At 67.6% G+C, this 14699-nt stretch carries 12 protein-coding genes; 5 read left to right on the forward strand and 7 right to left on the reverse strand.

Features of this window, described 5'->3' with window-relative positions; genetic code table 11:
- The first annotated feature begins 3 nt into the window (after positions 1-3).
- Both DSM104443_RS08710 and DSM104443_RS08715 read left to right on the forward strand, forming a co-directional pair.
- Positions 4-3171 (forward strand): efflux RND transporter permease subunit, encoded by a 3168-nt coding sequence (locus DSM104443_RS08710; RefSeq protein WP_171091328.1) that lies wholly within the window; start codon positions 4-6, stop codon positions 3169-3171.
- Positions 3168-4544 (forward strand): efflux transporter outer membrane subunit, encoded by a 1377-nt coding sequence (locus tag DSM104443_RS08715; RefSeq protein WP_171091330.1) that lies wholly within the window; start codon positions 3168-3170, stop codon positions 4542-4544. Before DSM104443_RS08710 ends, DSM104443_RS08715 begins: the two co-directional genes overlap by 4 nt.
- Before the next feature lie 56 nt (positions 4545-4600).
- On the opposite strand, the gene DSM104443_RS08720 is transcribed toward DSM104443_RS08715, so the two are convergent.
- On the reverse strand, positions 4601-4957 hold the full coding sequence (locus DSM104443_RS08720) for a GxxExxY protein (protein ID WP_212757054.1): 357 nt from the start codon (positions 4955-4957) through the stop codon (positions 4601-4603).
- A gap of 276 nt (positions 4958-5233) precedes the next feature.
- Between DSM104443_RS08720 and DSM104443_RS08725 the strand changes: the two genes are divergently transcribed.
- The 3 genes from DSM104443_RS08725 (at position 5234) to DSM104443_RS08735 (ending at position 9348) form a co-directional block, all read left to right on the forward strand.
- Positions 5234-5701 (forward strand): (2Fe-2S)-binding protein, encoded by a 468-nt coding sequence (locus DSM104443_RS08725; RefSeq protein ID WP_171091332.1) that lies wholly within the window; start codon positions 5234-5236, stop codon positions 5699-5701.
- Positions 5698-7830 (forward strand): xanthine dehydrogenase family protein molybdopterin-binding subunit, encoded by a 2133-nt coding sequence (locus DSM104443_RS08730; RefSeq protein WP_171091333.1) that lies wholly within the window; start codon positions 5698-5700, stop codon positions 7828-7830. Before DSM104443_RS08725 ends, DSM104443_RS08730 begins: the two co-directional genes overlap by 4 nt.
- A 258-nt stretch (positions 7831-8088) precedes the next feature.
- A complete protein-coding gene (locus DSM104443_RS08735; RefSeq protein WP_171091334.1) occupies positions 8089-9348 on the forward strand; it encodes an alpha/beta hydrolase in 1260 nt (419 codons plus the stop codon).
- On the opposite strand, the gene DSM104443_RS08740 is transcribed toward DSM104443_RS08735, so the two are convergent.
- The 6 genes from DSM104443_RS08740 to DSM104443_RS08765 form a co-directional block, all read right to left on the reverse strand.
- A complete protein-coding gene (locus DSM104443_RS08740; RefSeq protein ID WP_171091335.1) occupies positions 9345-9674 on the reverse strand; it encodes a Csu type fimbrial protein in 330 nt (109 codons plus the stop codon). The two genes, DSM104443_RS08735 and DSM104443_RS08740, sit on opposite strands and share 4 nt — an antisense overlap.
- Before the next feature lie 148 nt (positions 9675-9822).
- Positions 9823-10323: a Csu type fimbrial protein gene (locus DSM104443_RS08745; RefSeq protein ID WP_171091336.1), complete on the reverse strand. Its 501-nt coding sequence runs from the start codon at positions 10321-10323 to the stop codon at positions 9823-9825.
- Positions 10323-12662: a fimbria/pilus outer membrane usher protein gene (locus DSM104443_RS08750; protein ID WP_171091338.1), complete on the reverse strand. Its 2340-nt coding sequence runs from the start codon at positions 12660-12662 to the stop codon at positions 10323-10325. Before DSM104443_RS08750 ends, DSM104443_RS08745 begins: the two co-directional genes overlap by 1 nt.
- A complete protein-coding gene (locus tag DSM104443_RS08755; RefSeq protein WP_171091340.1) occupies positions 12659-13396 on the reverse strand; it encodes a fimbrial biogenesis chaperone in 738 nt (245 codons plus the stop codon). The genes DSM104443_RS08750 and DSM104443_RS08755 overlap by 4 nt, the downstream gene beginning before the upstream one ends.
- A gap of 144 nt (positions 13397-13540) precedes the next feature.
- Positions 13541-14041, reverse strand: a complete 501-nt coding sequence (locus DSM104443_RS08760) for a Csu type fimbrial protein (RefSeq protein ID WP_171091342.1) — start codon at positions 14039-14041, stop codon at positions 13541-13543.
- 36 nt (positions 14042-14077) lie between these two features.
- Complete coding sequence (locus DSM104443_RS08765) at positions 14078-14587, reverse strand: Csu type fimbrial protein (protein WP_171091344.1); 510 nt, start codon at positions 14585-14587, stop codon at positions 14078-14080.
- Positions 14588-14699 lie beyond the last annotated feature (112 nt).

The raw sequence follows: 14699 nt of genomic DNA on the forward strand, positions 1-14699 counted from the left end.
GCCATGGGCAACCTCTCGCGGTTCTTCATCGACCGTCCGGTCTTCGCGATGGTGATCGCGGTGCTGATCACGCTCGCCGGCGCCATCGCCGCGTTCGCGCTGCCGGTCGCGCAGTACCCCGACATCTCCCCGCCCACCGTCACCATCAGCACGACGTACCCGGGCGCCAGCGCCGAGACCATCGCCGCCACCGTCGCCGCCCCGATCGAGGAGCAGCTCTCCGGCGCGGAGGGGATGATCTACTTCAACTCGAACTCGGGCTCCGACAGCACGATGACGATCACGGCCACCTTCGAGGTCGGCACGGACGTCGACAAGGCCGTGTTCCAGCTCAACAACCGCGTGCAGGTGGCACTCCCGCGCCTGCCGGAGGAAGTCCGCCGCAACGGCGTGCTGGTGCAGAAGAAGTCGAACGACATCCTCGTGGTGATCGCGTTGCGCTCGACTGACGGGTCGCGCTCGTCCACGTACCTCGCGGACTACGCCAACACCAACATGCTGGACGATCTCAAGAGGATCCCGGGCGTCGGCGACGTCACGCTCTTCGGTTCGATCTCGTCCATGCGCGTCTGGCTGCAGCCGGACAAGATGGCGCGCCTGGGCATCACGCCCACGGACGTGGCCACCGTGATCCGTGGCCAGAACACGCAGTTCGCGGCCGGCAAGGTCGGTGCCGAGCCCGCGCCCCCCGGCCAGTCGCTCACCTTCACCGTGAACGCGCGCGGCCGCCTGTCCCGGGTGGAGGACTTCGAAAACCTCATCGTGCGCGCCAACGGTCCCAACGGCGTCTTGCGCATGAAGGATGTCGCCACGGTCGAGCTGGGCGCCCTCAACTACGACACGTTCCCCACCGTCGACGGCAAGACCGCGATCGGCATGGCCGTGTTCCTCCAGACGGGCGCCAACGCGCTCGAGGTCGCCAACGGCGTGAACAAGCGCCTGGAGGAAATGAAGGGCAACTTCCCGACCGGCGTCGAATACCTGATCCCGTTCGACACCACGCTCGTGGTGAAAAGCTCGATCCATGAGGTGAAGGTCACCATCTTCGAAGCGGCGCTCCTGGTGCTCGGGGTGGTGTTCCTCTTCCTGCAGACGTGGCGCGCGACCATCATCCCGATGCTGGCCGTGCCGGTCTCGATCATCGGCACCTTCGCCGGCCTCTACATCCTCGGCTTCTCGATCAACACGCTCACCCTCTTCGCGATGGTGCTCGCCATCGGCATCGTGGTGGATGATGCGATCGTCGTGCTGGAGAACGTCGAGCGCCTGATGCGCGAGCAGAAGCTCTCCGCGCGCGAGGCGTCCATTGAGGCGATGCAGGAGGTGGCCGGCGCGGTCATCGCGATCGTGCTCGTCCTCTGCGCGGTGTTCATCCCGGTGGCATTCTTGGGCGGGCTCGCGGGCCAGCTCTACAAGCAGTTCGCGGTCACGGTGGCGGTCGCCGTGGTGATCTCCGGCTTCACGGCGCTGACCCTCACGCCGGCGCTGTGCGCGCTGTTGCTCGAGGTCCACGACGAGGAGCCCAGGCTCTTCAAGCCCTTCAACCGGGCGTTCCACGCCCTTACGCAGCGCTTCCTCTCGGGCGTGAACCTCGCACTCGCCCGGCGCCTGGGCGCAGGGCTCTTCTTCCTCGGCATGCTCGCGGTCCTGGCGCTGCTCTTCTGGCGCGTTCCCTCGAGCTTCCTGCCGCCCGAGGACCAGGGCTACCTCCTCGGCACGCTGCAGCTTCCCGACGGCGCCTCGATCCAGCGCACGAAGGTCACCGCCGAGAAGATGCAGAAGATCATCGCCGACGAGCCGATCGTGGACCACGCCTTCGTCGTACCGGGGCGCGACCTGATCGGCGGCTCCAACAAGACCAACGCCGGCACCATGTTCATCCTGCTCAAGGACTGGGACGACCGCACCAAGACCGCGCCGCAGCTCGCGATCGAGCTCACGAAGAAAGGCCAGGGCTTCACGGACGGCCAGGCGACCGTGTTCAACCCGCCGTCGATCCGCGGCCTCGGCACCGCCGGCGGCTTCGAGTTCTATCTCCAGTCGCGCACCGACAACGACGTCCAGCGCCTCGGCGCGGCCACGCGCGCGGTCGTCGATGCGCTCGCCGCCGATCCGCGCCTGCAGGGCATGGCCACTTTCTATCGCCCCACCGCGCCGCAGCTCTTCGCGGAAGTGGACCGCGAGAAGGCCATCTCCATGGGCGTGGCTCCCGAGGAAGTCTTCTCGACGCTGCAGTCCACGTTCGGCACGCTGTACGTGAACGACTTCAACCTGAGCGGCCGCACATTGCGCGTGCAGGTCCAGGCGGAACCGTCGCAGCGCTCGAGCCCCGAGCAACTGGGCGCCGTCTACGTGCGCTCGACCACCACGGGCGAGATGGTCCCGCTGCGCGCGCTGCTTCGCGTGCGCGAGACCGCGGGTCCCGAGCAGGTGGAGCGCTTCAACGGCTTCCTCGCCGCCAAGGTCCTCGGGTCCGGCAAGCCGGGCATCAGCTCGGGCCAGGCGATCCAGGCGGTGGAAGAGGTGCTGTCGAAAGCGGTTCCGCCCGGCTACACGCTCGCGTGGAGCGGGCAGGCCTTCCAGGAGAAGCGAACCGGCAGCGCGTCCACGTTCGCCTTCGGCCTCGCCATCGTGATGGTCTTCCTGATCCTCGCAGCACTCTACGAACGCTGGCGGCTCCCGACGGCCGTGGTGCTCGCGGTGCCGTTCGCGGTGACCGGTGCGCTCGCCCTCGTGTGGGCACGCGGCATGGAGAACGACATCTACTTCCAGATCGGCCTCGTGGTGCTGATCGGCCTGGCCGCGAAGAACGCGATCCTGATCGTGGAATTCGCGCAGCAGGGGTTGCTGCGCGGCATGAGCGCCAAGGACGCCGCCGTGGACGCCGCACGCCTGCGCTTCCGGCCGATCGTCATGACCTCCCTCGCGTTCGTCTTCGGCGTGATGCCGCTCGCCATCTCCTCGGGCGCGGGCTCCGCCGCCCGCCGCTCCATGGGCACCGGCGTCGTGGGCGGCATGCTCATCGCCACGTTCGTCGCCACGATCTTCGTGCCGCTCTTCTTCACGTGGTTCGCGAGCCGCCGCAGCATGAGCGAGGCTTTCCACCACAAGGCGGTGGCCGAGGCGGATGCCGCCGCGGCCGCGCGCGCCGAGCCGGGAGCCGCGGAATGAAGCGCTTCCTCGTGATCGCGGTGGCCCTCGCGGTGTCGGGCTGCGCCATGGTTGGCCCCGACTACGAACGTCCCGGCACGCCGCTGCCCACGCAGTTCGAGGCGCAAGCCGCAACGGCGAGCCCGACGGCGGTCGCCGCGGACTGGTGGAAGGTGTACGGCGACGAGATGCTGAACGAGCTCATCGTCGAGTCTTTCGCGAACAACGCCGACCTCCAGGGCGCCACGGCCCGCGTGGAAGAAGCGGATGCGGTGCTCCGCGAGGCGCATTCGGCCCTCGTGCCGCTCGTGAACGGGCAACTCGGTGCCGCGCGCGGCCGCGTGCTCGGCAACACGCCGCCCGTGGGCAACGCCTTCACCGTCGGCGTCTCGGCGTCGTACGAGATCGACGTGTGGGGACGGCTTCGCCGCGGAGAACGTGCGGCGCAGGCGAACCTGCTCGCGAGCCGCTACGGCCGCGACACGGTGCAGATCACGCTTGCGGCCACGGTCGCGCGAACCTACTTCGGCGTGCGGGCGCTCGATGCACAGCAACGTGCCTCGCAAGAGATCCTGGACGCCGCCACCGAATCGCTCGACCTCGCCACCAAGCGGGCCGACGCAGGCCTCGTTCCCGCGCTCGACATCTACCAGGCCGGTTCACTTCGTTCCACCGCGTCGGCGCAGCTGAAGGAAGTTGCGCGCCTGCGCGCCGCGCTCGAGCACCAGTTGGGCGTGCTCACGGGCCGCCTCGACGTGAAGGTCCCCACGGGACGCCTGGTCTCGCTGCCGATCCCGCCGCAAGCACCCGCGGGCCTTCCCTCGCAGCTCCTCGAGCGCCGGCCCGACGTGCGCGAAGCGGAGCAGCGCCTGGTCTCCGCCACGGAGCTGATCGGTGTCGCCCGAGCCTCGCAATTTCCCACGCTCGACCTCACCGCCGCCTTCGGCATCGCGAACCCGCAGATCTCCGATCTCTTCACCACGGGCTCGCGCTTCTGGTCCGTGGGCGCGGGCCTCGTCGGCCCGATCATCGACGGCGGCCGCTACGCCGCGCGCACCGATCAAGCCACGGCCCAGGCGCGCCAGGCCGAGGCGTCGTATCGCAAATCGGTGCAGGAAGCGTTCCGGGACGTGGCCGATGCGCTCAGCAACGTGCAGCTCGCGCAGGAGACGGAAGTCGAGCTGCAGCACCTGGTGGAGCAGGCTCGCCAGACGCTCACCCTCTCGCGGCAGCGCTACGAGAGCGGGTACTCGGCGTATCTGGAGGTGCTTGATGCGCAGCGCACGTTGAACGATTCGCAGATCCAGTTGATCCGCAATCGGCAGGCGCTCCTTTCCTTCACGGTGGACCTCATGGTCGCCCTCGGGGGCGGGTGGGACCCCTCACGGGCTTGAATGCAACCCTTGAACCACGGAGGCACGGAGTCACGGAGGGCCACGGAGGAACAGGGTCAGTTGACGAGTTTTTTGATGCCTTGGCGAAGGTACGCAGCGTTGAAGTTGAGCAGGAGTCCGACGCGATAGTCGAGTAGCTTTAGATGGGTCAGGAGCTGGGCCTCGTGGATGGGCAGGAGATGGTCAACGGCCTTGAGCTCGAGGACAACGGCATTCGCGACGACGAGATCCGCCCGATACGAGCATTCGAGTTGTATGCCCTTGAAACAGATGGGCACGGCGACCTCCTGCTGGACCTCCAATCCCCGCAACTCCAGCTCTCGAACGAGGCAAGCCCGATAAGCGCTTTCCAGCAATCCGGGACCGAGGAATCGGTGCACCTCGATCGCACCCGCGAGGATCGTCTCGGTCATTTCCTTGTGTACGAGGGGCTTGGCGCGAAGTGTGGTCTCCATGACCTTCCAACGCCGACCCGGGCATTTCGCTGACATCCGTCCTTCGTAGCCTTCCGCCTTGCAATTTCTCCGTGGCCCTCCGTGTCTCCGTGCCTCCGTGGTTCAAGGGGTCCCAAAGGCGCCGAAGGCGCGCTATATCCGCAAGAGCATAGCGACCGCTACAGATTTGACAGCGGCCCTGCGCAAGTCGCAGTGTGGGCAGGCAGCCATCCGCTACCTGAGGAGGTAACCCACATGCCCACGACAATAAATCTGAACGGCAAAGCGGTTTCGGTGGACGCTTCGCCGGACACGCCCATGCTCTGGGTCCTTCGGGACCATCTCGGAATGACCGGTACCAAGTTCGGCTGCGGCGCGTCGCTGTGCGGCGCTTGCACCGTGCACGTCGACGGCGTTCCCGCCCGCTCGTGCGTGACGCCAATGTCCGCAGTGGCCGGGAAAAAGGTAACAACCATCGAGGGCGTCAGCGGCAAGGTGGCGACCGCCGTGCAGGCCGCGTGGGACAAGGTGCAGGTTCCGCAGTGCGGCTACTGCCAGTCCGGCCAGGTGATGGCCGCCACGGCGCTCCTCACCAAGACGCCGAACCCCACCGACGCGCAGATCGACGAGGCGATGAGCGGCAACATCTGTCGCTGCGGCACGTATGGCCGCGTTCGCACCGCCATCAAGGACGCCTCGAAATCACTGGGAGGAAAAGCATGAGCGCGCTCCCCGTTACCCGTCGTGAATTCCTGAAGGTCTCTGCCGTCGCCGGCGGTGGGCTGATGATCGGCATCAACCTCGGCGCGAGTTCCACCGCCGAAGCCGCCGCCACTGCCGCCGGATTCGAGAACGCGTGGATCAAGATCACGCCCGACGACAAGATCACCTTCATCTGCCACCGCAACGAGATGGGCCAGGACGTGCACACCTCGCTCGCGATGATGCTGGCCGACGAGCTGGGCGTCGATCCGCGCAAGGTCACGATCGTGCAGGCCGGCTCGAACCCGAAGCTCTACATCAACAAGCTGCTGGGCGGCCAGATCACCGGCGGCAGCACGAGCATCCGCGATGCGTGGGAACCGGTGCGCATGGCCGGTGCCAGCGCGCGCACGATGCTGGTCGGCGCCGCGGCCACGGAGTGGAAGGTGCCCGTGACCGAGGTCAAGACCGAGAACGGCATGGTCGTGCACGGCACGAAGAAGATTTCGTACGGCAAGCTCGCCACCGCGGCCGCCAAGCAGCCGGTGCCGGGTAGCGTCGCCATGCATTCGAAGTCGCAGATGACCGTGATCGGCACCAACGTCCCCCGCCTCGACGGCGCGGACAAGGCGCGCGGCAAGACGGTCTTCGGCATCGACGTGAAGCAGCCCGGCATGCTCTATGCCGCGATGCAGCACTCGCCCGTGATCGGCGGCAAGGCCGTCTCCGTGGACAGCGCCGCCGCCGAGAAGATGAAGGGCGTGAAGAAGGTCGTGAACATCGGCGACGGCGTGGCCGTGATCGCCGACCATTACTGGAGCGCACGCCAGGCCGCCGACGCGTTGAAAGTCACGTGGGACGACGGCCCGAGCGCCAAGGTGAGCACCGCTTCCGTATGGGCGACGCTCGAGAAGGCCAAGGACCGGCCTGGTTTCGTCGCCGGCAAGAAGGGTGACGTGACGGGCCCGTTGGCCAGCGGCGCGATCGAGGCGACGTACTCCTGCCAGATGCTGTCGCACGCCACGCTCGAGCCGCAGAACTGCACCGCGCGCGTGACCAAGGACGGCATCGATGTCTGGGCGCCGACGCAGTTTCCGCAGGGCGCGGAAGGCACGGCCGCGGCGGTCTCGGGCATGAAGGCCGAGCAGATCCGCATTCATCCCCAGTTCATCGGCGGCGGCTTCGGGCGCAAGCTCGAGAACGACTTCATCGCGCAGGCGGTGTTGATCGCGAAGGCGATGCCCGGCGTGCCGGTGAAGCTCACGTGGACGCGCCCCGAGGACATGAGCCACGACTTCTACCGTCCGCCCAGCCTGCACGTGATGAAGGCCGCGGTGAAGGACGGCAAGGTCGTCGCCTTCGCTTCCAAGATGATCTCGCCCTCGGTCACGGCGCGGGCGTTCCCGTCCGTCGTGAAGGACGGCAACGATCCCTTCATGACGGAGGGCCTGGTCAACTTCACCTACGACATCCCGAACGTGGAGCTGCGCTCGGTAATCGAGGAGGTGGGTGTCCGCGTCGGCTACTGGCGCTCGGTCAGCAACGCGCTGAACGCCTTCGCCACCGAGGGCTTCATGGACGAACTGGCGCAATCGGCGAAGCAGGATCCACTCGCCTTCCGCCTCGCGATGCTGAACGGCATGCCGGCGCAGAAGGCCGCGCTGCAGAAGGCCGCGGAGCTCTCGGGCTACACGGCCACGCCCGCCAAGGGCCGGGCCTTCGGCGTCGCGTCGATGGAGTGCTACGACACGCACTGCGCGATGATCGCGGAGGTCTCCGACCAGGGCGGCAAGGTGAAGCTGGAGAAGATCACCGTCGTCGCCGACGCGGGCCTCATCGTCCACCCGGACCAGGCGGTGGCCCAGCTCGAAGGCGGCATCGTGACCGGCCTCATCTCGACGCTGCGCAGCAAGATCACGCTCAAGGACGGCCGCGTGGAGCAGAGCAACTTCCACGACTTCCAGCTTCCGCGCATGACCGACGTGCCGCCGATTCAAGTGGCCTTCGTCGGCAATCGCGACAAGCCGGGCGGCCTGGGCGAAGTGGGCGTGCCGCTCGTGGCGCCGTGCGTGGCCAATGCGGTGTTCAACCTCACCGGGAAGCGCATCCGTGCGCTGCCGCTCGAGGATGGAGGTGTCACCTTCGCGTAGTCGCCGGGCGGTCGCCCGGCGTTCGCTGCGCACTTGGGGCCCCTTGAACCACGGAGGCACGGAGACACGGAGGGCCACGGAGGAATACTTGTTCGGTCGCGAGTGACATGACCGGCGATGGATCGCAATCGCTGGATATTGCGTCCCTACAAGCCTTTCTCCGTGGCCCTCCGTGTCTCCGTGCCTCCGTGGTTCAAGGGGTCCCAAGTGCGCCGCGAGGCGCGTGAAGCGCGAGTAGCCACGGTGTAAGCTCCCTTCATGCGAAAACTCCTTACCCTCCTCGCGTCCCTTCTCGTCGCCGGCTGCGCGACAACTCCGCCGCACGTGATGCCCACGCCGGCCATGTTCAAGGATCCCCGCCTGGACTTCACCAAGGCGGATTCCCCGGCCCTGCGCTCCACGCGCCTTCCCGTCTTCTACGCCACCACGCGCGCCGCGGCCCGTCCGGGCACGGAAGGCCACTACGTGAACTCGCCGGGCGAGGGCACGACCCTCGGCGTGGCGAACGTGCGCCTCGGCGAACCCGGCTGGACGTGGGACGACCTCATCGCCTCGGACATCTCCAGCAGCGTCGACAAGATCCGCATCGGCGCGGTGGAAAGCGTGCAGGAGATCGCGACCTTGAAGGGCGGCGCGGAGCCGGACGAGGGCGAACGCCGCTTCATCGCCGCCATCGACGCGCAGATCGCCCGCTCCAACAACAAGGAAGTCGTGATGTACCTGCACGGCTACCGCGTCGAGTTCGACGAGGTCGCGGTGCAGATGGGCTCGTTCGCGCACTTCCTCGGCCACAGCGCGATGGTCACGTTCCAGTGGCCCACCGGCATGATGTTCTGGAACTACGTGACCGACTGCCCGCGAGCCGAGCGCTACATCCCGGACATCGAGCGCACGATCGCGCTGCTCGCCCACACGAAGGCCACCAAGATCAACCTCCTCGCGTACAGCTGCGGCTCGCCGCTGATGGCCGCCGCGCTCGCGAAGCTGCGGGCTCGCCACCCCGGGGAAAATCGCGACCAGCTGCAGAAACGCTATCGCATCGGCAACGTCATCTTCGCGGCCTCGGACGTGGACCTGAAGACCTTCGCGAGCGAATACGTGCCGCCGGCGTCCGATCTCTCCCAGCAGCTCATCATCTACGCGTCGCGCAACGACCGCGCGCTCGGGTTCTCGACGCTCATCGCCGGCGCCTCGCGTCTCGGACGGCCCGACATCAACGACCTGTCCACGGAGGAGATCGAGCGCCTGGCCGGGGAGAAGGGCCTGCAGTTCATCGACATCTCCGACGTGCGGGGCGCCCACGAGATGGGCGGCATGAAGGGCCACGGCTACTGGTACGCGAACGACTGGATCTCGACGGACATCACGCTGTCGTTGCGCCACCCCGTACCGCCCGAGAAGCGCTGCCTCGTGCCCAAGGGGAAGCAGAAGAAGGTGTGGGTGATGAGGGACGACTATCCGAAGTGCGTGGCCGACGAATTCCTCGTGGCCTTCCCGGCCCTGCGCCGAACGCCCTAGTACTCCACGTCGTAGCGGATCCAGCGAATTTCCGAGCCGCCCGCTTCCTGGGATTCGTTCGAGGCGAGCATCTGTGCCTTCGTCATCACGGGCCTCCCGGGCACGCCGCGCTCGTGCACCGCACGCAGGGCGGGCTTCGAAGTGGTGGGGCAGGTGAGCCGGGCCGCCGCCAGAACCGCGCCCTGCGACTCGACCTGCGAGGCGATCTCGACCCGGCAGGAGGCGATCACCGTGGCGCTCACGCCGATCGATGCCGTCCGCTGGCCGGCCTGCGCCGGGAGCGCGGCTGTCGCGAGGAGGATCACCAGGGGCAGGAGGAAACGCATGCGCCCATGGTGATCGGCGGCGCGAAGCGCAACTGACAACAATTGTGTCGGGCGGGGCGAGGAATTCACAGGCCCAGCTTGGGCGCTACCTCATCCCCGGGGCATCGGGAAAAACCTGATTCCGAGGCCGAAAAATCCTACAAAACGGCTAGTAATTCATCGTGAGGACGACGCTCCCGGTGTAGGTCCCCACCCGTACGTCCTGCCGCGCGGGAATCCGCCCGTAGATGGTGTGGAACGCGAGCCGGACGGTGTTCTGCGCATTGAGCGGCTGGAGCGAGGTCGCCACGACCGAGGTGCCCCCGGTTCCGTTCCCCCAGATCGTGGCCGGGGTCATCGCCGGGGACGTGTAGAGGTTGTAGCGGATGGTATTGGCGCCGTTGTTCATCGTGCGGTTCGCGTAGGTGCCGCCGCCGACCGAAAGCGTCAGCGTGTAGGACACCGTCTCGGTATTCGGCGGCGGGTCGCGGGTGCAGATGATGAGGATATTGGTCGTCGAGTCGGTCGGCGTGGCATCGAGGACGTCGTAGTTCCCGAAGTTCAGCGTCGACGAGAAGATCGAGCAATCGGCCGCGGCCAGCGCGGAGGGCGCGAACGCCAGGAGCGCGAGCGCGGCGAACGGGGTTCCGGCGAGGGTCTTCAGTCTCATCATCTCAGCCTGCAAGTGTAGGTCCCCAGGAGGGGTTGTGGATCGTCGCCGGGCTTGAACGGGATGGTGACCGCGCAGTTTCGCCCACCCCAGCTTACGCGTACCCGGTTGCTCGCCTGCAGCCCGGTGAGGTACGACTGCCCGCGCTCGGCGACCGGGAACTGATCTCCCGTGTCCACGAGCGTCGCGATGCTGCCCGAGGGCAGGTCCTTGCCCGTCTCGTCGACGAAGTGGGCGATGCCGCCCAGCGACTGCTTCACCGGGAAGCGCACGACCACGCCGCTCTTGATGTAGGGCGTGGCGTCGAGCTTGAGCGTCAGCACCTCCGCGCTCATGGGGATGTCGAGCTGCTCGATGGAGAGCCGGTTCTGCTGGTAGGGACGCAGCCTCGAGATGAACAGGTTGCCGCCCGCGTTCGTGCGCCCGATCTCCTGGTTGTCGAGGTACACGCGCACGTTCGGGAACCCGGGGATCTGCACCAGGCCGAAGGCGTCCTCCACGCGGCGGCCCGCGATCAGCTCGTCGGCCATGTAGATCAGCGAGCCCGAGGCGCCGATGCGCGCCGACGTGCTGTTGGCCTGGCGCGCCACCTCGAGGCTGTAGAGGCCGGCGCGGTTCTGGTAGCGGATGTCGGCGATGGCGCGCTCCTGGTCGGAGATGTCGATGCGGTAGCCGTATCCGTCGCCCGTGGGAAGGTTGCGCTGCAGGCCCACGCGATTCTCGGTGCGCCGCGTGCGGTCGGCCTCCGTCACCGTGCTGGTGACGCTCGCCGTCGTCACGAAGTCGATCGGCAGCGCGTAGCTCAGGAAGACCTGGTTGTTCCTCACGCCCGAGAGCGACTTCACCGCGGAGAGCGTGACGAAGCCCCAGTCCTTGAAGCTGTGCGTGAGCGTGAGCTGCGCGAACTCGATCGGTTCGTCGCGTACTCGCTCGATGAGCGCATAGCCCGCGCCGATCGACGATGCGCCGAGGCCGTAGCTCGCGAACGCCGAGATCTCGCGCCTTGAGGGCGGGATGTCGCCGTTGGCGACCGTGCGAAAGCTCTCCGAGGCGAGCTTCGCCTGGGCGCCGAAGTTGAAGGTCGTCGAGCGCCGCTCCCAGCCGTACACCCACAGGTGGCCTTCGCGCCGGTCGCGTTCGCCGTCGGGCTTGTCCTGCGACCACGCGCCCGCCGCGAAGAATTGCCCGATGGCGCCGAGCACCCACGTCGCGCCGCCGCCCACCGCCATGTGCTGGCGCGCGCCCTCGGCCGCGCCCTCGATCGTGAGGTCGTCGTTGATGCCGCGCCGCCACACGCCGGAGGCGAAGCCCGCGCCGTACTCGTTGCTCGCAATCCCGTAGTCCTCGCGCAAGGCCCCGGCCTGGATCGTCCAGTCGTCGAGGCCGGGGCGGAGCAGCGTCGTGCTGCCGTAGAGCGATTGCATGTAGACCTGCTCGCGCCCCAGGAGGTCGCGCACCACGAGGCGAAGCTGTCCCTGGCCGCTCACGGTGGGGAGGTCGTTCAGCGTGAACGGCCCCGCGGGCACGTTGAGCGTGCTCGAGAGCACGTTGTTCACATAGACGTCGACGGTGGAGGGCAGCGGCGTGGCGCCCGTCATCGCCGTGAGCGGATAGGTGATGAGCGTCGGCTGCGTCGCGAAGTTGGTGCCGTACTGGATGCCGCCGAAGCGCGTAAGCGGCGCCCACGCCGGAGCGCGCGTGATGGTGTCGCCGATGCGCCAGCTCGCAAGCGCCGAGGGCTGGTCGATCGTGAACAGCGTGTCCAGCCGCAGCAGCCCGCGGTCCGGCCCGTTCGCGTTGCCGAACGTGGACTGCGTGAAGACCCCGTACGGCGTGAAGATCCCCAGCTCCGCCTGGCCGCTGGTGAGATTCTTCGCCTGGCCCGCGGCGTCGGTCTGCTGCGAGATGAGGTCGTAGGTGAGGAAGGCGCCCGTGCCGGGACGCGTGGCATCGACCAGCGCGGGCGGCGGCAGCGTGATCTGCTGCGCGTTGAAGATCGCGGGCACCGCATCGATCGCGAGCGACTGGGTCAGCTCGTCGAACGCGTAACGCAGACCCTCGATGCCATCCAGCGGATAGAAGTCATCCTTGTCGACGTGAACCGCCGATACGCGCGCGGCGAGATCGAGGCGCAGGCGCCTGGCCTCGGCGGCCCCAAGGAAGAACTGCTTGCCTTCCGCGCCCGCGCGCAGGATCAGCGCGCCGTCGGAGACCGCTTCTCCGTTCAGGCGCAGCGCGACGAACGCCGGATACGGATTGACCAGCGTGTCCTGCGCCCAGGCATCGGCGAGCCCTGCGGCCGCGAGCAGCAGCGCCGCGAGGAACTGGCGAACCGTCATTGCTTCCCGGGCGCGGCCTCCACCGGAACTTCGGCGTCCACGTCGCCCGAGTCGGTGTGCGCGACGACGCGAAGCTTCCCCTTGGGCGCGCGCGAGAGCGGCAGCTGCCACGTGATCGTCTGCCGGGCCAGGATGTAGCGCGGTTGCTGCGACGAGGCGATCGCGACCTTGTCCTGCTCGTCCTGCACGGCGATGTCCAGCAGCTGGATGTGCGAGTTCGCGGGATTGGTCGCCACGAGCGTCACCTTGCCGTCGGCGACCTGCGCCTTCCAGACCGGCGCCAGCGTCTGCTTCACCTTCGGCGCGATGAACACGGGGATGCCGATGTTGAGTGCCACCTGCAGGCCCTGGAATCCCGGCTTCGGCGGCCCGGGCACCTCGGTGATGAAGAGGCGGAAGGTCTGCTGCGTGTCGCTGGGCTCGGCTCGGCGCAGGCCCACGCGCACGGTCTGGCTGCCGCCGGGCTGCAACGTGAAGATCGGCGGCGTGGCGATGAGGTCGGTGCTCGGGGTGTACGCGTCCTCGCCGTTCTCCTGCTTCCAGTTCACCGCGCGCAGCTGGACCACCACGCTGTCGGTGGTGGATTCGTTGCGAACGTTGACCGGAGCCGTCGGCGCGGACGGAGAAAGCTCAATCCGGACGGGGCTCACCTGGAACGACCCGGCAAGGGCCGATCCGGCGGCGGTGAGCAGCCCGGTCAGTGCGGCGAGGGGCAGGAGCAGCTTGAATCGCATGGGGGAGTCTCGGCGAGGAACGTCGGAACCGTGAGCCTACCAAGAGAAAGCGCCCGAAGGCCGGGAGGGCAATCGGGCGCTGGAAACAAGCCACGGAAGGGGGCCTTCCGTGACCTGGACTAGCCTGTTGTTGAAACGCAGTCGTTAGAACGTGATCGTCGCCGTCACGGTGTCCGTGTAGCTGCCGTTCGGGGCGCTCTGGCCGGCCGGGACCTGGCCGCACACGTTGTAGCTGCGCGAGGCGGTCGTCGGGGCGGCGGTGAGGGCGAAGCCCGGCACGGCGACCGGGAACGCGGTCACGTAGGCGCAGGCGGCACCGGCGGCGTTCGACGTCGGCTGGAACACGTCGTAGTTCAGGAAGTTCACGCCGCCGCTGATCATGCGGCGCTGGGCGCCGGAGACGTTCAGGCCGTTGTCGATGGCGACCGCGGGCGTGGCGCCGACGGTGCAGACGAGCTGGACCTGGCCCGTGCCGGCCTTGGCCGTCGCGGACAGGGGGTCGTACACGCCGAAGGTGATCGGCACGGTCGTGAGGATGCAGTTGGCGCCGACGGTGGCGGTGACGGCGACGTTGCCCGTGGTCGTCGCGGCCATGGCGGCCGAGGACGAGGCGATGAGGGCGGCGGCGATGAGGATCTTTTTCATGTTGGCTCCTGGAGCGTTCGTGAGGTTGGGGATTCGTTAGAACGTGATGGTCGCGACCACGGTGTCCGTGTACGCGCCGACCGGGACGCTCACGCCCGCGGCGATCGAGCCGCAGAGGTTGAACGTGCGCGCGGCGGTGCTCGGCGCGGCCGGCAGGGCGAGGCCCGGGGTGGTGTTCGGGTAGTCGGTCGTCGCGCCCGTGCAGCTGGCGGCGGCGGCGGTCGAGGTCGGACGGTAGATGCTGTACGGCAGGAAGCTCGTGCCGTCCGTCATGCGACGCGTCGTGCTGAAGTTGGCACCGTTACCCAGCGCGACGGAGGGCGCCGTGCCCTGCGAGCAGGTGAGGGCGACCGAGCCGGTGGCCGTCGAGGCCGTGGCGGAGAGCGAGTCGTAGTTGCCGAACGCGATCGGCGTCGAGGTGACCGTGCAGTTCGCGATCACGGTGGTGGTCACGCCCACGTTGGTGCTGGTGGTCGCGGCCATCGAGGAGAAGGAAGCCGCGCAGAAAACCGCGGCGAGCGCTACCTGGATCTGTTTCGTCTTCATTTGTGTCACTCCTAGTCAAAGTGGGTTAGGTTTCATCGGAGCCCCGTTTCTTCCTGCACGTTTGCTCTCGAACAGGTGCCATTCTGCCTACGCACTTTGGAAAATTGAGTGG

The sequence above is a fragment of the Usitatibacter rugosus genome, assembly GCF_013003965.1.
Classification (GTDB): Bacteria; Pseudomonadota; Gammaproteobacteria; order Burkholderiales; family Usitatibacteraceae; genus Usitatibacter; species Usitatibacter rugosus.